A 23,277-nucleotide genomic window follows, 5' to 3' on the forward strand; every position below is an offset into this window, starting at 1 on the left:
TTTTTGGCACGTTCGAGCACACGGATCAACAAAAAAAGCTCTCCGAAGAGAGCTTTTAGCGCGAGGGCTCATTATTTCACATACATCCCATCGACGTATGCGGTCTTCCCATCGATGGCAATTTGAATCCAGCCGTCTTTTTTACCTGTCACTTCAAGAATGGTTCCTTGCTTGACTACGGCTACAATTTTACTGTTCGGGGACGCCTGGTTGCGCACGTTTAAGTAGTAGGCTGTAACCGTTACCCGGGAAGCTGGCTTCGCCGGTTTGACCGACTCTGCCGGTCTGCCTGTGTCCGGTTCCCGTTTGTCTGATTTCGTCTTGTCAGGTTCAGGCTTCGCCGCTTTGTCCGGCTGGGCGGGCACCTCCGTTTTAGGCGTTGTGTTCTGTTGGGCCGCTTGATACGCAGCGTTTAATCGGGAATAGAGTTCACCTTTGTTCCGGGCCCCGGCAACCATTTTCACGTCCACATTGGCTTTCTCGGCAAGCGCCTTAACTTCATCGGCCTGTACGTCATCCAAAATATTAATGGAAGCCACATTCGTATATTTGCCGTCTTCCGTCGCCGGAACCTTCAGAATGCCCGCATTGACTAGTTCGATGACATCTTTGCGCGCCGGGGCGTCCGTCTCCACGCCGACAATCTTCCAGCGATTTTGCGCCTTTTGCTCCAGCACGCCCTTCTTCTCTTCCTTAATATATTTGATCGCCAGGTTGCGGATCGTGCCGCCCATTTCACCGAACGCGCTGTTGTCCTTGGAAGACCAGAGCTGTTCGAACGTTCTTCCTTCGAGAGCCCCGCCCTTGGCCACAAGCGCATCCATTCGATACGCATTCATTCCGAGCACCAGCGAATCGGTTGCCTGAATCGGGGAACCATCCAGACGGCGCAAGTTAGTAATCCGCTGGCCATAAGGCTTGCGCAGATCGATATCATATTTGATGTTCCCAAAAAAATCATTGGTGCTGTACTTGGAGGAGCGGCGCTTCAGATCAAAGCTAACCGTCACATCTCCCGGACGCGTGGAGTTAAAATACCCTACAGCCCACTCCATATAATCTTTCAGATCTTGGCCTGTTACTTTATAATTCGTTACTTCGCCAAATGTAAATTGATAGTTATAGGCGATATCCTTCTTCTTGATGTCGCCGACATCTAGTCGAGCCTTATCGTTGTCAATCTGAAAAGCGACGACATCCGCTTGGCTGTAATGCTGCATCACATCCGCAAAGAAATCCGACAGCAGCGTTTCTTCTACCTGAACCTGCGGAATCCCCTCGATTTCGTTCGGCGGAACCAGATTCTCTCCAACGAGCCGGCCGACAACCGTATTGGCATCTTGACGCGCAAATTCATGGAATGGCTTCAGGATTGCCTCAAGCCCCGGATCGGAGGCAAGAACATTGCCGTCCGCGTCTGTGACCGGGATCGTATAAGCACCTTTGGACGTCAGCACCATCTTCCCGTCTTCTTGGCTAAAATGCAAATCAATGCGGGAAATATGCGTTCCATATTTATTCGGTTCTGTAATCAATACCCCATTTACTTCTTCTTTGTTGACCAGTGTATGCATATGCCCGGCAAAAATCGCCGCCAGCTCCGGGTTCGCGTTGGCAATATCCCGCACGCCGGAATGAGGGGTGTTGTTTTCATTGTCCAGCCCCATATGCATAACCCCGATCATAACATCCACTTTGCCTGTTAATTCTTGAATCACCTTCTTGGTTTCTTCCACCGGATCGGTAAAGACCAAGCCTTTCACATGATCCGTTCCCTTTTCGAAGTCGGGGACAAACGGCGTCGTCATGCCGATTAAACCGATTTTGACGCCTTCCTTTTCTATAATCGTATAGGCAGGAAAAAAGCGTTCCCCATTGTCCTTATATACATTGCCCGCTAACATGACGCCTTCAAATTGGCTGCTCACCTTGTCCAATACATCCAACCCGAAGTTGAACTCGTGATTCCCATATGCCCATGCATCATAGCCCATCGCATTCATCGCCACCATCATCGGCGATTGGGGCTCGCTATTGAACAGCTCCGCAGAGTTGTCTTGAATCATGTCCCCGGCGTCCACCAAGATCGTATTCGGATTCTCCTGGCGAATCTGCTGAATGGCGGTGAATAACTGCGTCAGGCTTCCGCTCGGATTGGGCGCATCCGAGGCATAATCCCAAGGCATGGAACGCCCATGGATATCCGAAGTCCCTAACAAGGTAATATGTACATCTTTCTTTGCCAAGCCTTCATTGGCAACGCTTTCAGAAGCGGCCGCTGAAGTGACGACAAGACTTGTCAGCATCGTAACCGCCATCAACGCGCTCAGCCATTTTTTCCAAGTGGATCTGCTCTGGATCATCATGCTGCTGCTCCCCTCATATCGATTCATCATCCTTGACGAGCGCCGCTCTCCCATCGGCTGCGAAGCCAGACTAGCACAGGGTTGTCAGCGCTTTCGACAAATACTATACTCTTCCTTCCGCTTCATATCTATGAATGGATTAACATACATTTCGTGAAATCCGCCCATTTTCAAGAGGTTTAGAGGTTCAATTTGTCGCGCAGCTGCTCTTCCAGCTTGTCATCCCAGAACGGTTGCTTGCGACGCGGTGAAAGAAGGGCCGCGAATGACGGCAGGAGTTCACGGATACACTACTCGAAAAAGAAAGGCAGGTGCTCCCATTGATGGATCCATCGGATCGCGAGACCGAACACAACCATACCGATGTGTCGACGGTGCAATCGCAGCGCAATGACTTGACAGCGGAGGAATTCCCGGAAGGGCCATATGGCGCGAGCATCGAATCGGAATCGCTTGGCAAAAGTACGCCATGGCGAAAGGGGCAGCATGGTCCCAACCCGTTCGGCAATGAAAATCTGCAATTGCATCAAGGACTGGAACGGAACTATCCGGGCGAAGACCTGATGACGGAGGAATCGCAAAGGGAACGGATTGAAGACGAATAGTTCCGCCCGGAAAACGGCACCGCTTATCCTTTAATCGATCCGGCCAGCAATCCGCGAATGAAATATCTTCCCAGGAAAATATAGACGAGCAGCGTCGGCAAGGCCGCGAGCAGCGCCCCGGCCATCTGGACGTTCCACTGCACAATCTGGCTGCCGGACAAATTTTGCAGCGCGACCATAATCGGCTGCTGCTTCTGCGTTGTCATCGTCACCGCGAACAGGAATTCATTCCAGATGTTCGTGAATTGCCAGATGCCGACGACGACGAATCCCGTCACGGAGAGCGGCACCATCATGTTTTTGTAGATGCCGAAGAAGCCGCAGCCGTCGATTTTGGCCGCTTCCAGCATTTCATTCGGTATCGCCACGTAGAAATTCCGGAACATGAGCGTGCAGACCGGCAACCCATATACGACATGAATGAGGATAAGCCCCGGAATCGAATTGTACAGGTGGATGCGCTGCATGAACTGAATCAATGGAATCAAGATGCTCTGATACGGGATGAACATCCCGAACAGCATCAGCGCGAACAGCGCGTTCGAGCCTTTGAACTGCCATTTGGACAACACATAGCCGTTCATTGACCCGAACAGAGCCGATAATAAGGTGGCGGGAATCGCGAGCAGGAAGCTGTTGCTCAAATGCGGATACAGCTTGGACACAGCTTCGCGATACCCCGACCAATCGAGGCTCTTCGGCAGCGCCCACATCCGCTCCAGCGTAATCTCGTCCAACCCTTTGAAGCTCGTGACAAGCAGCACATATACCGGCACGAGAAAGAGCAAGGCCAAGCACGTCAAACCGGCGTACAGCGCTATCCGTTGCACTCGTTTTTGCGTCATCTATGCCTCCTCCTTCCTCATGCTTGACAGAAGATACGGGACGATTAACAGCGAGATAAGCACGAGCATGACCATCGAGATCGCGGCCCCCTGCGCGTAATGATTGCCCCGGAACGTCGTCTCGAACATGTAGACCCCGGGCATATCCGTGACGAACATCGCTCCCGGACCGGTCATGGCGTAGATAAGATCGAATATTTTGAGTGAAATATGGGTCAGCATGATGATGAGACTGACCGTAATCGGGCGGAGCTGCGGCAGCAGAATGCGCCGGAATATCGTCCATTCGCCGGCTCCGTCCACCCGGGCCGCTTCCTTCCATTCCTCGGGTATGCCGCGCAGCCCGGCCAGATACATGGCCATCGCGAAGCCCGACAGCTGCCAGACGGTAGCGATGACCACCGCAATCAGGGCGACGGGCAGCCCGAGCTCAATCTGCCCGAAGCGGAAGCCCGGGATAATGTCGGTGCTGACATACCATTTGGGCACATCCGTTATCCCGATGGCCTTCAGGATCAAGTTGACCCCTGTCGACGGGTTCAGGATCCACTGCCAGACGACGCCGGTAACGATGAAGGACAGCGCCATCGGGAAAATAAAAATGTTGCGGAAGAACGACTCGGCGCGAATCTTCCGATCGACTAGCACGGCCAAGAGCAAGCCGAAGCTAATCGTCACCGCAATAAAGAGCACCGTGAACACGAAGGTATTGCGCAAATCCGATTGGAACCGGAAATCTTGAAATAGAAAAAGATAGTTCTTCCAGCCGGCAAAGTCCAAATTGCGGGCCAGCGTGTTCCAATCGGTGAAGGACACATATCCGCTCCATCCGATAAAGCCGTACACAAATATCGCAATCGCGACAAGTGAGGGCAGCACCATCAATATGGGTACGATGTTGACCCTCTTCCGCCGCCGCGCCTTCCGCTCCGGCGGCATGGTTGGGCGCAGCGTCTCTCCGCCTGTGCCTGCGGCATTCATATTGATCCCTCCTGACCGCGGCAGCCGGCAGCGGAATCCCGCCCCCGGCCCCGCTTGCAATGTCCGTCAGAGCCGGCCGAGGATCGCCTCGGTCAGCCGCCTACTTGGCGATGCCGCTGGATAGCTGGGCGTCTCGTAGCGAGCGGGCCGCTTGCTCTACGTCCCCGTTCGTCACGAAGATGGTCATCACCTGATTGACCTGGGTCACGAAGCCTTCGGGAGCGGCGGAACCATGCGCCAGACTCGGCACGAGGCTGCTTTGCTTGAAGTCTTCGATTGTGGCTTGGCCATAAGCGTCATATTTGCTCGCATCCGCATCGATCCGCGCCGGAATCGACCCTTTGAGCGGATTGAACACATCCTGTCCTTCGACGGAGCCGAGCACCTTCAGCCATTCCTTCACCGAATCGGCATCCTTGACGTTCTGAGGCAGGCCGAACGTATCGGTAATGACCATGAAGCTGTTCCCAGAATTCGGCGTCGCAATCCAGCCGAAATCGACATTCGCCTGCATTTTCAAATCGGTCGTAAAGTAGCCTTTGGCCCAATCGCCCATAATGTTCATCGCCGCCTGGCCGTTAGCGACCAGCTGCGCAGCGTCCTGCCAGTTGCGCGCCGCATGATCGTCATTAATATAGCTGAACATGTGCTTCGTCTTCTCCAGCGCGTCCTTCACTCTCGCATCGTCGAACGGAATCTCGCCCGTGTACAGCTTCTTGAAGTCTTCCGGGCCGAGCACGCCAAGGAGCGCCGCTTCGAAGACCATGGTCGCGGTCCAAGGCTCCTTGTCGCCGAGCGCCAGCGGAGTGATACCTTTCTCCTTCAGCGCATCGGCCGCTTGGAAGAAGTCGTCGAAGGTGGCCGGAGGAGTCACTCCATGATCGTCAAACACTTTCTTATTGTAGAAAATGACGTTGCCGCGATGGATATTGACGGGGACGGAGTAGATCGTCCCGCCCTCGCTCACCATCTCGATTAAATCCTGCGGGAATTTATCCATCCAGCCTTCGCTCTCGAACAGATCATTCAAGCCCTCCATCTTGCCGGCCGCGACCCAGCCCGTGTTCAGTTCAGCCCCGCCATGCACCTGGAACGTTCCCGGCGGATCCCCGCCCTGCATTCGGCTGGCCAGCACCGCCTTGGCGTTCGTGCCCGCGCCTCCGGCCACGGCGGCATTGATGACTTCGATATCCGGATGCTTCTCGTTGAACAGCTTGATTAGGCCTAATAGCCCTGCCTCTTCCCCCGCTCCCGTCCACCAGCTGAAAATCTCAACCGACTTCTTCTCTCCGGAAGACGGCTTGTCTCCGTCTGTCTGTTGCCCTTCCTCCTGCCCGGACGCTGCCGGCTTGGCCGCCTCCGGCGGCTTCGTATCCGAACCGGAGCCGCAAGCAGCCAGGAACAGACTCATGACACAGATAACGGACAGCATCAACAGCAGTTTTTTTCTCATATCATATCCCCCTTCACGCTTGGATTTGCCATTGCGGATTTCATCATCGCACATATGAAATCGCTTACATTCAAAGTAACACAACTCTCTCCCCTGCCGGGGCGCGAAGACCTGCACTCGTTTGTCATTTATCTGGATTCATTTAAGGAGGGGAAAAAATACGGAGACGATAGCTGATGAACTAGCACTTATTTGCCTCGTTCCGCTTACATGAGACAATTCCGTCCAGGCAAGGAACGGAATAAGCCATTGCGCTGCGGGGGGACGGGCCGGCCTCTCCGCATGAAGCTTGCGTATTATGCTTCGCCGGCCCATTCAAGCAGCTCGCCGACTAATCGCCGCTATGACGGCTGCGGTATTCGGTCGGGGCTACCCCTGTCACCTTTTTGAACACGCGGCTGAAATAATTCGGATCCCGGTACCCGACCTGGTAACAGATTTCCTTCAGTGACAGCTTATCTTGCTCAATATACTGGCATGCCCGGGTAATGCGCAGCTGCGTAATATAGTCGGTGAACGTCGCTCCGGCCTGCTGCTTGAACAACTTGCTGAAATAATAAGGACTCAGATGAACCATCCCGGCCACTTCCTCCATCGCAAGCGGCAGGTGGAACCGCTCGTGGATAATGGCTCGCGCCTCCTCGATAACGGCATGCGCTTCACGATCGCGGCCCGCCTGCACTTGATGAATGGCTGCATGAAGCGCCTCTTCGGTATGGGTTCCGCTTCGGACCGCATGCAGCTGTGCCGGACGGGAGCAGCTGCCGGCTCGAACCGGAACCTGCTCGAAATGAACGACCGCGGCAGAAGCTGCATTCCGGGCATATGCTGCCGCGCAAGCCGCCTCCGCATACGATTCGCGCAGCTTGTCGATGCCGAGCTTCAAGCGCCCGATTCCGATATGGACCGCGGCCTCCGCCGCTTGCCGCAGCAGGGCAACAAGCTCCTCTCCCATCGCGAGCACATCCTCGTTCGCATATTGTGTGCCGTCCTTCAAGCGGACGAAGACCGTCATCTGTTCGCCGATAATCGGGCTGACGATACATGACAGGCGGCCGGCCAGTTCATGCCTGACGGCGTTGTATACTTTCTCCAGCCGCAAGCGCCGGCTCCCGCCCTCGCAAGCCTCGTCCGTATCGGGAGCGGCCACGGCGACGACCAGGGCATACCCCATCTGCAGCGGGAACTGAGCCAGTTCCGCCAGCTGCTGCACATTCCAGTCCTGGACCCGGTCGTTCATCAGCATCATCGCCAGCTCGTTCTCCACCAGGGGCATCAACCGCGAGACGGTGTCCCGCAAGGCCAGCTCGGTATCGCGCTTGCTTCGCTCCTGCTCCAGCTCCTGGACGAGCCGCTGCAATATGCCGATGATCTGTTCCTTCTTCGCCGGTTTCACGATGTAGTCTTTCACTCCCAAGGCAATGGCCTGCTTCGCATAAGCGAAATGATCATAAGCCGTCACCAGCACCATCTTCACCCGGCTGTGGATCGCCTGGATGTCCTGCAGCGCTTCCAGCCCCTGAATGCCCGGCATCTTCACGTCCATCATCACAATGTCCGGACGATGCCGTTCCGCAAGCTCTATCGCCCGGCGCCCGTTGGGCGCATGAATCATCTCGAAACGCTCCGGCATGGCACGGGTAATAATCAACTCCAGGCCTTCCCGTTCCAACGCTTCGTCATCCGCAATTAACAGACGGTACATCCGCTTCCACCTCCTCATAAATGGGCAGCCGCAGCCTTACCGTGGTGCCTCTCCCGGCCTCGCTCTCCAGCTCCACGATATCCTGCCGGCCGTAGAAGAGCTGCAGCCGCTTGAATACGTTCTGCAAGCCAAGCCCGGTCGAACGGTGCGCTTCGCCGCGGAAGCGGGCGTCCGCTTCCGGCGCTCCCTTCCCCAACAGTGAGGCCCGGGTCGCGTCATCCATCCCTGCTCCATTATCCGCGATGGTCACGATCACTTCCGTATCCGAGCGGGTAATGGACAAGCGCACGGCCGCGCCTTCTTCCATGCCCTCGACGCCATGGATGAACGCATTCTCGACGATGGGCTGCAGCGACAGGCACGGAATGTACTGTGCCAGCGCCCGCTCCTCGATACACATCTCGCAGCGAATGCGCTCCCGGAACCGCGCCTGCTGAATCGAGAAATATTCCGCGGTATTGTCCACTTCCTCGCGCAGCGTCACCGGGGTATCCAGCTTGCGCAAATTGTAGCGGAGCAAATTCGAGACGGACACAGTCAAGTCGCTTGTCTTGTCGGCCCCCTCGATCAGCGCCAGCTTCGACAGCACATTGAGCGTATTGAACAGGAAGTGCGGGTTGATCTGGCTCTGCAGCGCCCGCAGCTCCAGTTCCTTCACGAGACGCTCCCGCTCCAGATGCTCCATATCCTTGGCAATCAGCTTGCGGATATTGGCCAGCATATGCTGGAACGCCTCGGACAAGATCCGGAATTCATCATCTTGGCGGAACACGGGAGGCGCAATCTGCAGATTCCCCTTCGCGATCTGCTTGGCGGTTCGGACCAGCATATGTATCGGGCGGCTGATGCTCCGCGACAGCCAGATGACGAAGACGATGCTGAGCAGCATGCTCACCCCGAACAAGGCGAGGCCGATCTTGTTCATCTGCTGCGTATTTTGCAGGATTTGCCGGTAATATGGCTGATAGCTGCTCAGCTCCAGATCAACGAGCGACTGGCCTTGATCCCGAATGAATCCAGCGATTTTTTCCGTATCCTCGTACAAGACGACATACGACCGCAAACCGCGCACATCGGTCGCTCCCAACACCTCCTCCACTTTCTCCAGGAAAGAGTCCAGCATATGGTCATAATTCCGGACCGAGGTCTCATTGGTGTCCGTCTCCGCCTGCTTGGCCAGGTTCCCCTTCAAGGCGAGCAGCTCCTCTTGCTGGGCCGCCAGCTCGTGATATGTCGTATCCTTCTGGTCGATTAAATAACGGCTGAGCGTCCGAAGATGCTGCTCCGTCTGTTGGGCAATCTGCTTGTACAACAGAATGCGCTCCATCATCAGGTTGTAGCTCTCCTGCATCGTTCGGCTGCTGAAATAAATAAAATAAGTGACGGAGCTGACAAGGATGACAAGAAGAGGAATAAATACGAATAACTTCGTGCGGATATTCATCGAACGTCACTCCAATCGGATTCCATCCTTCGTCAGTATCTCCGTATCCATCAGATGATGGGCCGGAGCGCTTCTTCCCTCCAGCACGTCATGAATGATCGAGACGCTGTCATAGCCCATCCGGTACGGTTTCTGAATGATGCTCGCCTCGATCTCGCCACGGGCAAGCGCCTGCTTCGTCTCCTCGATATCATCGAAGCCGAAGATGAGCAAATCGTCCCGGCCCGAGCTTTTGGCGGCCTGCAAGATGCCCGCCCCGTCCAGCGCGCTCATCCCGACGATAATCGCAATGTCCGGATGTAAATACAGCATCTCCGACGCTTTCTGCGCCGCTTCAATCCGTGAAATATTCGAGACCCGAACATCGACGATCTGCAGCGAGCGGTGCTGGCTGATGACCGAGCGGAATCCGTCCAGCCGCAGCGTCTGATTCTCGGCGAGATTGCTGCCGATGAGAACGCCGATTTTGGTCACTGGACGATCGGAGAAGGCACGGCCGGCTTCGGCGACGATCTCGCCCAGTCTCCGTCCCGATTCATAATTGTCCGTGCCGACATAGCTGAGCCGCTTGCTGTCCGGCGAATCGGCATCCACGGTTATGACTGGAATGCCCTGCGCTACCGCTTGGTCAATCAGCCGGGTATAAGCGATGCTGTGAATGCCCTGCAGCAGAATCGCATCCACCTTCGCGGCGATAGCTTTTTCCAGCAGCATCGTCTGTTCCTCCGTATTGATGCGGAGCGGCCCGACATATTCCAAGGCAATGCCCAGCCGGTTCGCCGCATCTCTCGCCCCCTGCTCGATCATCCGCCAATACGGATTGTCCAGCTCCTGCGAGATAAGCATGACATGGGGCTTGCTGGACGCCCCGGTCTCCGTCTCGCTCCATTGGCGAATCAACTCCTGGTTGCGGTAGGTGGATGACATGAACTGAAAGAGCAGATACAGAAAGGACAGGAACAGCAAGCCGAGGACCGCGGCCCATCTCTTATCCGACATACCTCATCCCTCCCAACAAAGTTGAATACGCTTACAAATTTGATAATGATGATACGGCCCCCGCTGACCATCCGGCAACCCGCGTGGTCAGGATCTAAAAAAGATGACTCCTCGCTGGAAGAAGTCATCTTGCGCCCGCTGAACGGGTTGAATTCGTGTATCGATTTATGCGAATGAAGGCTTTGTTCGATCGACTTCGCCGCTGAGCACCTTCACATATTCTTCGTCAGAGCCTTCGACGGAAGGGCCGATATAGACAATGTCTGCCGCATTATGCTGACCGCTTCCACGAATGCCTTTCTTCCTGGAACGGCCAAACGGACCTCTTGCCTGGCGGTTAAGCTTGTTGATTCCGGCACTTCCCTTATGCAAGTGAATAGGATGATCGCCCGTCATGCGGAATCACCTCCAATTAAGTGGTCAATGGTTCGCAGCAAATCATTGTTCAGATATACAATCGCTGCTAATGCGGATTCATCCAGCAGCTTCTGCCCGGCAAAATGCACGGACAGCACGTGCTCTCTACCAAGAGGATAGCATAGCACATATACCAACGCAAGCTCCTCGCGCTTGAAAAAAGACCATTTTCCGTTAAGAAAGACATCTATCACATAAATTTGATGATCCTTGTCTTGCTGGCGCTCCGCCGCGCTGAACGAGAAAAATTGTCCTCTCCCTACATTACCCGCCACCTGCCCGATGCCATCATGGCCTTGCTTGCGCCATAGCGCCGCCCCCGTGACACGGAATCCGTGCGGAGGCATGATGGAATTGCGGACCGCCTCATACAGCGCTTCATACTTCTCCTGCACATTGGCTGTCGTCAGATTGCGATTATACTCCCAAAAAAAGTGAAGCAAGCTTTGCTTCTGCAGCAGCTCGGTTTCTTTGACAGCCAACAAGGTGCGAGGGTTTTGAAAAAAGCCCTCCTCCTTAATTTTGCGAATCAGCTGCTGGCAAGCGACAGACACGGCCGCCTCATGCTTGTTATCGGTTCGCAGCTCATAGCTCAACAGGGTAAGCCCCTGCAGATCGGAGAGCACGTGAAATTCATGTATCGTCTTCCCCTCAATCAGATCGCTGCGTTCCCGGACTCCACCTGGAATGATGGCGAACACTCTGCCCCGTCCCAGCTTTCCCCAAAAAAGCCCCATCTCGAACAACGTATTGTCCCGTGGAACAAACACATACTTCCCGCGATGCAACGCCACATCATCCGGCGCGAAAACGAAAATACCGAAATCATGCTGTTCAAGTTCTCTTTCCAATGTCTCCATCGTATATTCATTTCCGCCAAATGCCCCGGCATACCAAGGGGAAACTTGACAGTAATAATTGAGTTGCGAGTGCACGGCAGTCGCGATGTCAATCGCTTCCCTTGATGAGCCGATAAATAAATTCGGTTTCGCAGAAATGGACACAAGCGCAGCTCCTTTTTGAACTTGATAGCCCTAATTATACTATGATTTTCCAATTCTGTGTGGGGATAAAGCTATGAAATCGCTTTTTTCATAGGATTCGCTTCAATCGGTCAACGTGTAGAAAATGTTTCCTTGATCTATACTTATGCTGTTGCCATAATTTTTAGCTCACCAAAGGAGACGACACAATGAATACTAGCAACCCCTTTGCCCGGCCTCATCTTGCCGATTGCGTGCCCGACCTGATCTCGACGGCGAGAGGGGACAAAAAGGCAACCCTCGTCATTCAGCACGCAAAGCTCGTCAATGTATGCTCCGGGGAGATTCAGGCTGATATGTCCATTGGCGTGCAGGGATCGCGCATTGCCTTTGTCGGCAAAGATGCCAGTCATATGATCGGCGAGGAGACGAAGGTTATCGATGCGGGCGGCCGCTATGTCGCGCCCGGACTGCTCGACGGCCACTGCCATATCGAGAGCAGCCAGATCACGCCGTCGCAATTCGCGCGGGCCGTGCTTGTCACAGGAACGACCGGCGGCTTCTTCGATGCCCACGAGATTACCAATGTTCTCGGCCTGCCCGGCCTCCGCCTGATGCTGGAGGAAGCGAGAACGACACCGCTCGCGGCCTATATGCAGGTCGCTTCGTGCGTGCCGTCGACAGGGCCTGAGCTGGAGACCAGCGGCGCTTCAATCGGCCCGGCCGAAGTGGCGGAAGCCTTCACCTGGGGGCCGGATATGATCGCCCTGGGCGAGGTGATGAACTTCCCGGGTGTCGTGTTCAGCGATGAGAAAATGATCGGCGAGATCCAGGCGACCTTGCGCGCGGGCCGCGTCGCGGACGGGCACTATACGTGGCCGGTCGACGACTGGAGAATCTCCGCGTATGCCGCGAGCGGCATTACCGGCTGCCACGAGAGCGTCAAGGCCGAGGATGTCATCGAGCGGGTGCGCCGCGGCATGTACGCGAAGATGAGACGCGGCTCGGCATGGCATGATGTCGCCGAATCGATCAAGGCGCATACCGACTACGGCATCGATACGCGCCGCATGATTCTCGTCACCGACGACCGCAGCCCGGAATCGCTGGTGGATGAAGGACATATGGACTTCGTCGTCCGCCACGCCATCGCCCAGGGCGTTCGCCCGGTTACCGCCTTCCAGATGGCGACCATTAATACGGCGGAGCGCTTCGGCGTCGCCCGCGATGTCGGGACGATCACGCCGGCCTCGTTCGCCGACATCATTATCCTCGACGGCAACCTGGCCGACGTCAACGTCGCCATGACGATTGCCGCCGGTCAAGTCGTGGCCGAGAACGGGCGCATGATCGTGGAGCTGCCGGAGTTCAACTATCCGGAGGAAGCCATCCGTTCGGTGCATCTGACGCGGGAAGTGCGTGCAGATGATTTCGTCATTGCCGCTCCGGCCGCATCCGGCGAACGGAAGGCAAGAGCGATTCAAGTGCGGGAGAATCACGTCGATACGAAAGAGCAGATGGTATCCGTCCGCATCGAGGACGGCCGCGTGGCGCTGCGCGTAGAGGACGGCCTGTGCAAAATCGCCGTCATCGAGCGCCATAAAGGAACCGGCAATCAGGCGCTCGGCCTCGTGTCCGACGTCGGCTTCCAGGTTCCGGCCGCCATGGCGACGACTGTCGCCCATGATTGCCACAACCTGATGGTGATCGGCAACTCCGACACGTTGATGGCCACAGCGGCCAATACCGTGGCCGACATGCATGGAGGCATCGCCGTCGTGACAGAGGATGGCGTCGTCAAGCTGCCGTTGCCAGTTGCCGGCCTGATGTCCAATGCGCCGTTCGAGGAGGTCGCGGAACAATCGCGCGCCATCAGCAAGGCCCTGTACGATGCAGGCTGCACGATGAACTACGCGTTCATGACCCTGTCCCTGCTGGCGCTGATCGTCGTGCCTGAGCTGCGCCTGTCGGATATCGGCCTGATCAAGACGACGGAGCAAGGCTTCGTAGAAGTTCCGCTGTTCGTGGAAGAATAATTGTTTCTTATAATATGACAACAGGCAGCCGTCCCGCGGGATGGCTGCCTGATTCTATTACGCGTGAACCTCAGGGCGATGCTCCGGCTGTTCCCCGACGGTATGGCCGTCGCTCTCGCGAATCCATGTCTCGAAGCCGCGTTCCCCGGCCTTCAATTGAATGACGCGCGCGCCTGTCGGGAAATAATCGCTCCGTTCTCCATCCACGGAACTGACATATTGCGCCGACCGGCCGTAGCAGAGCCGAATGCCATGCAGCGTCCCGCAAAAATCATTCGCATGATCATGCCCGACGAAGGTGCCCATCACATCCCCCATCTCGACCATCGCCGCGAACAGGCCCGAGTTCACCACCGGCGAGCAAATCGGCTCCATCCGATGGCCCACGCACGTCCGGGTTTTCCACACCTCGTGATACTCCGGCAGCGGAATGTGGAAGAACGCGAGCGCCGGCAGCGGCTGCCCGCCGTTCTGCGCGGTCAGCGCCCGCGACTGCCGGATATACCATTGAATCTGATCATGGCGTATCCAGTCGTAGCCGCCCACCTGGCGCAGCGGCGAATAATCTCCGCTATCCAGAAAATAAAGGGCGGCCGCTGCCTTGCCGCTCTGATCGGCAATCGTCAGCACATAGTTCCCGTTACCGCTAACTCCAGGCGGATCAGGCTGGGCGACGCAGTGCTTGTAAGTCAACTGCGCCTGATGCATTTGCTGCCGCGTAGCCACGCCTTCCGAATCATGATTGCCGAATACGAACGCCCACGGAATCCGGTGCCGCTCCAATGTCATCGCTGCTTTGTCCAGGAAGTATAACGGATCTCCCTTCGCGCTCGCCGTCACGTCTCCCGCAATGACAATGAGATCGGGCTGCTCGGCTTCGATAATCCGATCCATCCCGGCCCGCGTCATATCATCGATATTCTGCGGGTCCTCCAGATTGAATTCACTTTCCACGCAGAACTCCGTATCGGAGAACTGGACAATCTTGAATAATCCATCCTCGCGGAACGCCAATGTCTGACTCATTAGGGGCAGCCTCCTTATTCGGGATCCCGAATCCGAATCGGGATATCGCTTGATGGCCGGAAGTATACCACGGTTCCCCCGGCCTGCTCAATATACGATATTCCCCGGGCAAGCTTTTTTCGCGAAGCGCCCTAATCCAAAATTCGGGCCGTCACCATCGCCTTGATCACACGCTGCCCTTGGACGAACATTTCCACTTCGATCTTGCAGAACCTGCGGCTTAATTCAATCACGGTCGGAATCATTTCCACGATGTTCTCGATCTCGATCGGCGCCAAATAATAAACGGAGGTGTGGTCGATCAGCAGATCCTTCTTCTTATGCTGCTTAATCGTGCGGGTGACGGCAAGCGTGATCATGCTGCCCAGGATGCCCTCGGAGATGTACCCCATCTGGTTGATCATCGAGGTATGAACGGGCCCGCGGAAATAAAGCCTGCCATCGTCCTCCCGAATCTCCTCGAACGCCGACCAGATCTGATCCTCCAGCGTCTCTCCCTGTTGAGGCTGGGACTGAACCGACTGCATCGCTTTCAATATATCCTTGCGGCTAATCACGCCGATCAGCTTCTTCTCCCCGTCAACGACCGGAATCAGCTCAATGCCTTCCCATACCATCATATGGCCCGCCGTCGCTATCGAGGTGTGAGGCATGACCGTAATCGGATTGGGGCTCATTAAATGCTCGATTCGTTCACTGTCGGAAGCGCCGATAATGTCCTTGGCGATAATCATGCCCACCGGTTTGTTCGCATCATCCACTACAGGAAAACGGTTGTGATCGCTTTCCTCGATCAGCTTTTTCAAATGCCCGACCGTGCTGGATTGGTGAATCGAGGTGAGCGGAATGTCTTTTCGAATGATATCGCCGACCAGAATGATCTGCTTCTTGATCATCCGTTCGGATAAGGCGCGGTTCAGGAGCGCAGCCACCGTAAAGGTGTCGTATTTGCAGCTGATGACCGGAAGCGCCAGCTCGTCCGCCAGCTCGCGAACCTCCGCCGGGGTATCGAAGCCGCCCGTAATCAGCACCCCTGCGCCCAAGGTCAGAGCGCTGTGATGCGCCTTGTTCCGGTTCCCGACAATCAGCAGATTTCCCGGTTCAATGTAGCGGATCATCGCTTCGAGCTGCATGGCCCCGATCACGAACTTGTTCAGCGTCTTGTCGAGGCCCGCTTTGCCGCCCAGCACCTCTCCGTCCACCAGGCTGCGTATTTCTTCGAAGGTCAGTTTGTCGATATGCTGCGGCTCTTTCTTCTCGATCCGTACGGTGCCCGTACGCTCTCTCGTGCTGACGATGCCCCGGCCCTCCGCTTCCTTGATGGCGCGGTAAGCCGTCCCCTCGCTCACGTTCAACGCTTGCGCGATTTTGCGCACCGAAATACGCGTCCCGATGTCAAGCTCCTCAATGTATTGAATAATCTGCCCGTGCTTCGTCATCATTTCTTGAGAATTCATAAGCTATCCCCTCTGTTATATAGCGGAATACTTCTATTATATAGCATGGGGAAAATATTGAAACGGAAGCGGAAAAAGAAATATCCAACAGGCCCGTTCTTCCACGAACAGGCTCTGTTGGAGATCAGATTGAACGTCTTTACTCAATCATTGCGGTAGCAATAATAATTAGTAATGAAATAATGCGACAGCGGCAAGGAGGACTGCTGGACTTCCTCGCTGCTCGAATGATAGTACAGGTCCAAAAATACGGGAGACAGCGGATAAAACGCTGTGTACTCCATCGTCTCGTCTGTCTCGTGTTCGACCTTGTTCATCGCCATATGCGTGAACCTCCTTATGCGAAATTAGGATAAGTGCATATAACCCGGTTGGGTCAAAAACGGCTCAAATGTATCCGCAACTGTCATATCGCGGAACAGAGAGGCAGCCAGCGTCAGCCGGGAGCCCGGGACTTGCTCTTCGCCGAGGCGAAGGCGGAGATTCTCCAGCTCTTCCTGAAAGATGCGATCGAAGAGTTCGACCGTTACTTTGCGCCCATCGTCGAGCACGCCCCGCGGATGGCGAATCCACTGCCACAGCTGGGCTCTCGAAATCTCGGCGGTCGCGGCATCCTCCATCAGATGGTTGATCGGCACCGCGCCCATTCCACGCAGCCATGCCTCCAAATATTGAATGCCGACCGAAATGTTCATTCTCACGCCAGCCTCAGTAATCGGCCCTTGAGGAACCTCCAGCAAATCCGCCGCGGTGATCTCGCGTTCCGGCAGCTTCCCGAGCTGGTTCGGTCCCGGCATATGGGCGTTGAACACGTCCATGGCGACTGGCACGAGACCGGGATGCGCCACCCATGTGCCGTCATGGCCGTTCTGCGCTTCCCGCAGCTTATCCTTCCGCACCTTCTCCAGCGCCGCTTCGTTCGCCGCCGGATTGTTCTTGATCGGAATCTGGGCCGCCATGCCCCCGATGCAGTAGGCTTGACGCCGATGGCACGTCTGGATGGCCAGCAGCGAATAGGCCGTCATAAAAGGCGATTCCATCGTCACGATCGCCCTGTCGGGCAAAATGACGTCCGGCTTGCTCCGAAGCTTCTTGATATAGCTGAAAATGTAGTCCCAGCGCCCGCAATTCAAGCCGGCCGCGTGATCGCGCAGCTCGAACAGAATCTCATTCATTTCGAAGGCGGCCAGAATCGTCTCGATTAAGACGGTAGCCTTAATGGTGCCGTGAGGAATGCCCAGCTCCTGCTGCGCGAATTTGAACACGTCATTCCACAGCCTCGCTTCCAGATGACTTTCCATTTTCGGAAGGTAAAAATAAGGGCCGCTTCCCTGCCGAATCAACGTCTTCGCATTATGAAAAAAGTAGAGACCGAAATCGAATAGCGACGCCGAGATCGGCTGCCCGTCGATCAACAGATGCTTCTCTTCCATATGCCAGCCCCGCGGCCGCACCTTGAGCACGGCCGGTTTCTCGTTCAATTCATAGATTTTGCCCGCCTCGTTCACGAACCGTATCGTCCGGTTCACCGCATCGCGAAGATTGACCTGGCCTTCCAACGTGTTGGCCCAGGTTGGGGAATTGGCGTCCTCGAAATCGGCCATAAACACTTTAGCGCCCGAGTTTAACGCATTGATAACCATTTTGCGATCCCCGGAGGGACCTGTAATTTCCACCCTCCGATCCTGCAAATCGGCCGGGATGGACGGAACTGTCCAATCGCCGTTCCGGACCTGTGCCGTCTCCGCCAAGAAGTCCGGCCACTCGCCCGCGTCCAATCGTTGCTGGCGCTCGTCTCTCATTCGGAGCAGTTCCTTGCGCCGCTTCCCGAACCGCCTTTCCAACGACGCCACAAATTCCAGCGCTTCAGGCGTCAAGATGATGCTGTGCGCTTCCGAGCTGCAATCCCCTTTCAATTCACGGTGTGACTGGCTCACACGGTTCATAGGTCGAACCCCCTTTTTTAAAATGGCTGAAATGCTGAAATATGGTTCATTAGCGGGTGAATTGCTCCTGCTCGGTCGAACCTGCCAACGCCGTCGTGCTGGCCAGGCCTCCGGCAATAAGCTGGGTCACTTCGTCAAAATAACTGGCTCCCACTTCCCGTTGGTGGCGGACCGCTTCATAGCCTTCCGCCTCGCTGGCGAATTCCGCTTGCTGCAGCTCGGAGTAGGCTTCCATCCCCCGCTCCTTGTACCCTTTCGCCAGACGGAACATGCTGTGGTTCAATGCATGGAAGCCGGCCAAGGTGACAAATTGGAACTTATAGCCCATGGCGCCAAGCTTCTGCTGGAAGGTGGCGATCTCCTTGTCGCTCAGCTTCCGTTTCCAGTTGAAGGATGGGGAACAGTTATACGCCAGCAATTTGCCGGGATAGCGGGCGTGAATGGCTTGCGCGAATCGTTCGGCCTCCTTCAGATTCGGTTCGGCGGTCTCGCACCAGACCATGTCGGCATAAGGGGCGTAAGCCAGGCCCCGCGATATCGCTTGATCCAGTCCCGCCCTTACATAATGGAAACCTTCCACTGTGCGTTGTCCGGTCAGGAAAGGCCGATCGTTGTCGTCGATGTCGCTGGTGAGCAGCTGCGCCGCATTCGCATCCGTCCGGGCAATCAGCACCGTATCCACCCCCATCACATCCGCCGCCAACCTCGCCGCGATCAGATGACGAATCGCCTGGCCCGTCGGCAGGAGCACCTTGCCGCCCATATGGCCGCATTTCTTCTCTGAGGCAAGCTGATCCTCCAGGTGGACTGCCGCCGCTCCCGCTTCGATCATGGCCTTCACGAGCTCGAATACATTCAGCGGCCCTCCGAAGCCGGCCTCGGCATCCGCGACGATGGGCGCGAAGAAATCGATGTCGTTCTTGCCCTCGGAATGCTGGATATGATCGGCGCGCTGCAGCGCCTGATTGATTCTCTTCACGACATGAGGAACGCTGTTCGCCGGATAGAGACTCTGATCGGGATACATTTGTCCGGACAGGTTCGCGTCCGCCGCCACCTGCCATCCGCTGAGATAGATGGCCTTCAGTCCCGCTTTGACCTGCTGAACGGCTTGGTTGCCGGTCAGGGCCCCCAGCGCGTGGATATAATCTTCCGAATGAAGCAGATCCCACAATTTCGCGGAACCTCGCTGGGCCAATGTGTATTCGATTTTCACAGACCCCCGCAATCTCAGCACGTCTTCCGGCGAATAAGGACGCCGGATGCCTTGATACCGGGTTCCAGACCAATGCTCCTTCATCTGCCCGAGTTCCGTTCTCCCATTCTCTCTCATCGCCAATCCTCCTCCATCGATTTGAATTTCGTTCGATTCATGCTTCCTGCTCCAGATAACCGTTGCCGGAGCACCGGCTGCAAGGCAGAACCCGCCTGCCCTCGCATAGCGGGCAATCATGATGTTCCTGGCCTTCAGCCATCGGGCTCATGCATTTGAAGCAGTCCAAATCGCCATTGCCGCTGCATACGGGACAATCCATGCCGTGCACCCCCTCATAACTGTTATATAACAAAACTGTTTTGTTGATGTCATTATATAACACTGGAAAGAACTGTTCAATACTGTTTTTAAATATTTTTATTGTTATATAACAAAATGGGCAGTATTCCTTAGATAGAGCGCTTCCAGCCGAGAATGTAACAAAGCCTGCACCTTGGGTCACAAGATACAGGCTCCTCCGGGAACAGGCTTGCTTCAACGACCGCCGCCCCATGCAAAAAGCCGCAGCTTGATGCTGCGGCTTTCAGACTGGCGACAAAGTCCTGTCGACAGTCTTTTTTCTTAGGAAGGCGGGGCCAGGGAAGGCAGAACAGGTTAGGTTAGGGCAAGTTGGTCCGCGCATGAAGCAAGCTGGTCCCCGCATGAAATTGCTGCACAGGCGCAGCATTTTTAACCTCAATAGTCTAAATTCCGAGAAAATCCTGCAAAATTACATTATTTCGCCATTTTAAACGCTATTTATGCCTCGCCGCACGGTAATTGCTGTATTTTTGCAGTAATCGTATTTTCGCAACCTCGTGTCAATGAAATTGCTGCATTCTTGCAGTATTGGCGGAGCAGATGACTAGGGTGGCGGGAGATACTGCTGCTTTAGGGGAGTGGATGACCGGAGCTGCAGACATTCTGGCCGGGAACGATGGAAGATGATATGGAGATGTATTTCGGAGCGGCTGCGCGCCAAGGCGGATCATCACCATCCGCTCGCCGCGGCTGAATGATGAATTTTTGCGTTCTGCCGCAGCAATCCGTGTTTGCCGGACTTCATACCGCTTCATTTCTATCCGCATGACCATATTGAGGAGGTGCTTCACGCCGAACTGGCCGCTCCGCTGGGGCTCCCTTTGCATCGGTACCGCTGAATATTGGAGGAGTTCATGGGGATCTCTCCAAATCCGGTGTATTTGCGGGACATGCTTGCGCAGGAGATGAAGCTGCTGGCCAGCAAAGGCTGTCCGACAAGGTGATTCTCACGGAATGGAATCGACCGCCTATCAGGGAATTGACAAATGACACCGTGTAACAAGGCGGCCTATCTCGGCAAAGCCATTGTCGACAGTCTTGTTTTTTATAAGATAATATTTCAATCATTCACTGCATTAATATAGTATAATATAAAAAATTCCGTATTTCTAAATAAGGATAAAAAACGTAAAGAACTCCTGCGGTTGCAGTATTCGCGGGAGTTTGTCTTCAATATGAAAGCCGCAGCTTGATGCTGCGGCTTCGCTTCGGCTTCTTTCCCATTGCTATTTACTTAGCGACTTGCTGGCCGGCGATACGGCCGAAGGTAATGGCATCGGCAATCGCATTCCCGCCAAGCCGGTTCTTGCCGTGAATAACGCCCGTGACTTCGCCTGCGGCGAACAGCCCCGGAATCGGCTGGCCTTGCTCGTTCAGCACCTCTGTCGTCTTATTGATCACGAGACCGCCCATCGTATGGTGAACGGAAGGCACCGCTTTTTGAATATAATAAGGCCCTTTGCTCATATCCTTCAATCCTGCGCGATGCTTGAAGTCCTCGTCTTTGCCCGACTTGGCGAATTTGTTGACGCGGTCGATTGTCGCCTGCAGCGCTTCCGGATCGATCTTGAAAAATTCCGCAGCTTCTTTCAGCGTATCCGCTTTGTACAAGAGGCCGTCTTTGACGAGCATTTCATATTCGTCTTTATGCGTGTCGACGGTCTTGCTGATATCCCCAATTTCCTGATTCCACAACTGGTAGGCATAGCCGCCTTCCTGAGCCAAAATCGCTTTGGAAATGACATCGCGGCGTTCCAGCTCTTCGACGAAGCGCTGGCCGCTCTGATTCACGAGAATCGCCCCGTCAAAACGGCTGTCCGCAACGAGCGAGATAACGCCGGTCTTCGGATTGCACACCGGATAAGTCTGAATGCTCTCCATATTGGTCAGGGCGGCGCCAATCGCCTGCGCCATCACAATCCCGTCTCCCGTCGTGCCCGGCGCATCCGTAGTCATATACTTCTCATCGTATTCCGGATTGTATTGCTTTCTCATCTCGACATTGGATCCGAAGCCGCCCGAGGCAATAATGACGCCTTTGTTGGCATGGAAGGTGATGGTGCCGCCGTTCGCTCCGGCTGCTTCGACGCCGATCACTTTGCCGCTGTCATCCGTGAGCAATTTCTCAGCCTTCGTGTTCGTCTTCAGATCGATGCCCATCTCGTCCAGATGCGTTTTCAGCTTCGTAATCAGTTCGGCTCCCGTATGCCCTTCCGGAATGAGCGCCCGCTTGACGGAGTGGCCGCCGAATTGGAATAAATGATCCTCCAGGAAGTTCACCTTTACTTCATCCTTCAGCCATTCTGCCGCCGCGGTCGCGTTCTCGGCCAGCACACGGACCATTTCCGGATCGCCGACATTGTCTCCGCCTTTGAGCGTATCTTCAATAAACAGCTCTGTGCTGTCTTCAATGCCCAACTTTTTCTGCACCCACGTGTTGGCCGCATTCATTTCACCGCCGGAAATCAGCGTGTTGCCGCCTACGCTAGGCATTTTCTCCAGCAGGACCACCGAAGCTCCCGCTTGCTTCGCTTCCAAAGCCGCACTGAAGCCGGCGCCGCCAGCCCCGATAATGACGACATCATACGTCTGCTCGGCCGGCTCGTCTGTCTGGGTTTTCCCAGCCGCCTGCTTCGCGACAAGCGTCAAGCCCGCCTTCGCTACCGCATCCTTCACCGCGTCGATGTAGCCTTGGCTTGTGACCGTCGAGCCGCTGATCGCATCCGCCTCCGCGCTGTTCGAGGCGATCATAGTCTCTCTCAGCTCTTTATATACAGGCTCGGCCAATACTTCGTTTTCCTTCTGTTCGAGTACTTTAATATCTGTAATCTCGTCGTTCTCAAACGTGACCTCTACCTTAATCGTGCCGTGCTTGCCATCGCCTTCTCCGATGGATGTCACGATCCGATCCTGATCCCCTCCATTATTGCCCTCCTTGCCATCTTTGTTCCCGCTCCCGCATGCCGCTAACATCACGGCCATACACAGGATAAGTGCCATGATTCCCGCTTTCTTCATCCTCTTCATGTCCCTAAAACCCCTTGTCTTCTCTTGTTGTATTCGTCTGCAGCAACAGTACTGTGCACTACACCATCATGATAGCACAGTAATCAATGCTTATTAGTGAAAGTTATCACTTTCACTATATAAAATCGTAAATAAATTCGTACAAACAACTTCGCTTCGCGGAGGAACTGCCAGGAGCTCCTCATTGCTGCAAAACTGCAGCATTTTCGCCTGTATCGCTTTCTGGAAAAGGGAATCCTGCAAATATACAGCAATTTCTTGCGTTTGGGCGCTCATGGAAGAGAAATGGTGTGAAAAGCTGCATTTCTGCAGGAATCATGCCAAGAATGCGCCTTCCTCGGGAATAAATCCTGCAAATTTGCAGGATTGGGCCGTTCATGCGCGGCGTGCAGCGCGCCTTGGGCATGAACC

18 protein-coding genes are annotated in these 23,277 nt (G+C 55.2%); 2 read left to right on the forward strand and 16 right to left on the reverse strand.

Translation table 11 applies throughout. The features are described from left to right. Window positions 1–71 precede the first annotated feature (71 nt). The gene (locus tag NNL35_RS27945; RefSeq protein ID WP_420832883.1) at window positions 72–2,186 is read right to left on the reverse strand and encodes a 5'-nucleotidase C-terminal domain-containing protein; all 2,115 of its coding nucleotides are present in this window, start codon (window positions 2,184–2,186) and stop codon (window positions 72–74) included. 503 nt (window positions 2,187–2,689) lie between these two features. Here NNL35_RS27945 and NNL35_RS27950 point away from each other — a divergent pair. Then, window positions 2,690–2,971, forward strand: a complete 282-nt coding sequence (locus NNL35_RS27950; RefSeq protein ID WP_006677688.1) for a hypothetical protein — start codon at window positions 2,690–2,692, stop codon at window positions 2,969–2,971. A gap of 23 nt (window positions 2,972–2,994) precedes the next feature. Here NNL35_RS27950 and NNL35_RS27955 read toward each other — a convergent pair whose 3' ends face one another. The 8 genes from NNL35_RS27955 to NNL35_RS27990 all read right to left on the reverse strand — a co-directional run bounded on the left by NNL35_RS27955 (window position 2,995) and on the right by NNL35_RS27990 (window position 11,819). Continuing rightward, window positions 2,995–3,816, reverse strand: a complete 822-nt coding sequence (locus NNL35_RS27955; RefSeq protein WP_006677687.1) for a carbohydrate ABC transporter permease — start codon at window positions 3,814–3,816, stop codon at window positions 2,995–2,997. Then, window positions 3,817–4,797 (reverse strand): carbohydrate ABC transporter permease, encoded by a 981-nt coding sequence (locus NNL35_RS27960; RefSeq protein ID WP_006677686.1) that lies wholly within the window; start codon window positions 4,795–4,797, stop codon window positions 3,817–3,819. Between the two features lie 100 nt (window positions 4,798–4,897). Beyond that, window positions 4,898–6,250, reverse strand: coding sequence for an ABC transporter substrate-binding protein (locus tag NNL35_RS27965; protein ID WP_040731903.1), 1,353 nt, complete (start codon window positions 6,248–6,250; stop codon window positions 4,898–4,900). Between the two features lie 331 nt (window positions 6,251–6,581). After that, window positions 6,582–7,955 carry an AraC family transcriptional regulator gene (locus tag NNL35_RS27970; RefSeq protein WP_006677684.1) on the reverse strand — a complete coding sequence of 458 codons (1,374 nt, stop codon included), beginning with the start codon at window positions 7,953–7,955 and terminating at the stop codon, window positions 6,582–6,584. Then, entirely contained in the window at window positions 7,930–9,399 is a 1,470-nt protein-coding gene (locus NNL35_RS27975; RefSeq protein WP_006677683.1) for a sensor histidine kinase, read from the reverse strand. The genes NNL35_RS27970 and NNL35_RS27975 overlap by 26 nt, the downstream gene beginning before the upstream one ends. Window positions 9,400–9,405: 6 nt before the next feature. Continuing rightward, the gene (locus tag NNL35_RS27980) at window positions 9,406–10,398 is read right to left on the reverse strand and encodes a substrate-binding domain-containing protein (RefSeq protein WP_006677682.1); all 993 of its coding nucleotides are present in this window, start codon (window positions 10,396–10,398) and stop codon (window positions 9,406–9,408) included. A gap of 165 nt (window positions 10,399–10,563) precedes the next feature. After that, window positions 10,564–10,794 carry a cupredoxin domain-containing protein gene (locus tag NNL35_RS27985; protein WP_006677681.1) on the reverse strand — a complete coding sequence of 77 codons (231 nt, stop codon included), beginning with the start codon at window positions 10,792–10,794 and terminating at the stop codon, window positions 10,564–10,566. Continuing rightward, window positions 10,791–11,819: a TIR domain-containing protein gene (locus NNL35_RS27990; protein ID WP_006677680.1), complete on the reverse strand. Its 1,029-nt coding sequence runs from the start codon at window positions 11,817–11,819 to the stop codon at window positions 10,791–10,793. The genes NNL35_RS27985 and NNL35_RS27990 overlap by 4 nt, the downstream gene beginning before the upstream one ends. 188 nt (window positions 11,820–12,007) lie before the next feature. Between NNL35_RS27990 and NNL35_RS27995 the strand changes: the two genes are divergently transcribed. Then, window positions 12,008–13,834, forward strand: coding sequence for an adenine deaminase (locus tag NNL35_RS27995; protein ID WP_006677679.1), 1,827 nt, complete (start codon window positions 12,008–12,010; stop codon window positions 13,832–13,834). A gap of 57 nt (window positions 13,835–13,891) precedes the next feature. On the opposite strand, the gene NNL35_RS28000 is transcribed toward NNL35_RS27995, so the two are convergent. The 7 genes from NNL35_RS28000 to NNL35_RS28030 form a co-directional block, all read right to left on the reverse strand. Next, a complete protein-coding gene (locus tag NNL35_RS28000) occupies window positions 13,892–14,860 on the reverse strand; it encodes a metallophosphoesterase family protein (RefSeq protein ID WP_006677678.1) in 969 nt (322 codons plus the stop codon). A 131-nt stretch (window positions 14,861–14,991) separates the two neighbouring features. Continuing rightward, window positions 14,992–16,317 (reverse strand): DRTGG domain-containing protein, encoded by a 1,326-nt coding sequence (locus NNL35_RS28005; protein ID WP_006677677.1) that lies wholly within the window; start codon window positions 16,315–16,317, stop codon window positions 14,992–14,994. Between the two features lie 143 nt (window positions 16,318–16,460). Next, entirely contained in the window at window positions 16,461–16,640 is a 180-nt protein-coding gene (locus NNL35_RS28010; RefSeq protein WP_040731896.1) for a hypothetical protein, read from the reverse strand. 24 nt (window positions 16,641–16,664) lie between these two features. After that, a complete protein-coding gene (gene aceB / locus NNL35_RS28015) occupies window positions 16,665–18,263 on the reverse strand; it encodes a malate synthase A (RefSeq protein ID WP_006677676.1) in 1,599 nt (532 codons plus the stop codon). A gap of 49 nt (window positions 18,264–18,312) precedes the next feature. Then, the gene (gene aceA, locus NNL35_RS28020; protein WP_006677675.1) at window positions 18,313–19,596 is read right to left on the reverse strand and encodes an isocitrate lyase; all 1,284 of its coding nucleotides are present in this window, start codon (window positions 19,594–19,596) and stop codon (window positions 18,313–18,315) included. Between the two features lie 37 nt (window positions 19,597–19,633). Next, window positions 19,634–19,981, reverse strand: a complete 348-nt coding sequence (locus NNL35_RS28025; RefSeq protein ID WP_138985644.1) for a hypothetical protein — start codon at window positions 19,979–19,981, stop codon at window positions 19,634–19,636. A gap of 1,088 nt (window positions 19,982–21,069) precedes the next feature. Then, window positions 21,070–22,866 carry a flavocytochrome c gene (locus NNL35_RS28030; RefSeq protein WP_006676906.1) on the reverse strand — a complete coding sequence of 599 codons (1,797 nt, stop codon included), beginning with the start codon at window positions 22,864–22,866 and terminating at the stop codon, window positions 21,070–21,072. Between the last annotated feature and the right edge of the window lie 411 nt (window positions 22,867–23,277).

This window comes from Paenibacillus dendritiformis (assembly GCF_945605565.1).
In the GTDB taxonomy this organism is placed as follows: Bacteria; Bacillota; Bacilli; order Paenibacillales; family Paenibacillaceae; genus Paenibacillus_B; species Paenibacillus_B dendritiformis_A.

What these genes read in the sequence shown, in the direction of transcription:
- NNL35_RS27945 (WP_420832883.1), bottom strand. Translation starts at nt 2,186, where the DNA reads ATGCCTTGGGATTATGCCTCGGATGCGCCCAATCCGAGCGGAAGCCTG.
- NNL35_RS27950 (WP_006677688.1), top strand. Translation starts at nt 2,690, where the DNA reads ATGGATCCATCGGATCGCGAGACCGAACACAACCATACCGATGTGTCG.
- NNL35_RS27955 (WP_006677687.1), bottom strand. Translation starts at nt 3,816, where the DNA reads ATGACGCAAAAACGAGTGCAACGGATAGCGCTGTACGCCGGTTTGACG.
- NNL35_RS27960 (WP_006677686.1), bottom strand. Translation starts at nt 4,797, where the DNA reads ATGAATGCCGCAGGCACAGGCGGAGAGACGCTGCGCCCAACCATGCCG.
- NNL35_RS27965 (WP_040731903.1), bottom strand. Translation starts at nt 6,250, where the DNA reads ATGAGAAAAAAACTGCTGTTGATGCTGTCCGTTATCTGTGTCATGAGT.
- NNL35_RS27970 (WP_006677684.1), bottom strand. Translation starts at nt 7,955, where the DNA reads ATGTACCGTCTGTTAATTGCGGATGACGAAGCGTTGGAACGGGAAGGC.
- NNL35_RS27975 (WP_006677683.1), bottom strand. Translation starts at nt 9,399, where the DNA reads ATGAATATCCGCACGAAGTTATTCGTATTTATTCCTCTTCTTGTCATC.
- NNL35_RS27980 (WP_006677682.1), bottom strand. Translation starts at nt 10,398, where the DNA reads ATGTCGGATAAGAGATGGGCCGCGGTCCTCGGCTTGCTGTTCCTGTCC.
- NNL35_RS27985 (WP_006677681.1), bottom strand. Translation starts at nt 10,794, where the DNA reads ATGACGGGCGATCATCCTATTCACTTGCATAAGGGAAGTGCCGGAATC.
- NNL35_RS27995 (WP_006677679.1), top strand. Translation starts at nt 12,008, where the DNA reads ATGAATACTAGCAACCCCTTTGCCCGGCCTCATCTTGCCGATTGCGTG.
- NNL35_RS28000 (WP_006677678.1), bottom strand. Translation starts at nt 14,860, where the DNA reads ATGAGTCAGACATTGGCGTTCCGCGAGGATGGATTATTCAAGATTGTC.
- NNL35_RS28005 (WP_006677677.1), bottom strand. Translation starts at nt 16,317, where the DNA reads ATGAATTCTCAAGAAATGATGACGAAGCACGGGCAGATTATTCAATAC.
- NNL35_RS28010 (WP_040731896.1), bottom strand. Translation starts at nt 16,640, where the DNA reads ATGGCGATGAACAAGGTCGAACACGAGACAGACGAGACGATGGAGTAC.
- aceB (WP_006677676.1), bottom strand. Translation starts at nt 18,263, where the DNA reads ATGAACCGTGTGAGCCAGTCACACCGTGAATTGAAAGGGGATTGCAGC.
- aceA (WP_006677675.1), bottom strand. Translation starts at nt 19,596, where the DNA reads ATGAGAGAGAATGGGAGAACGGAACTCGGGCAGATGAAGGAGCATTGG.
- NNL35_RS28030 (WP_006676906.1), bottom strand. Translation starts at nt 22,866, where the DNA reads ATGAAGAGGATGAAGAAAGCGGGAATCATGGCACTTATCCTGTGTATG.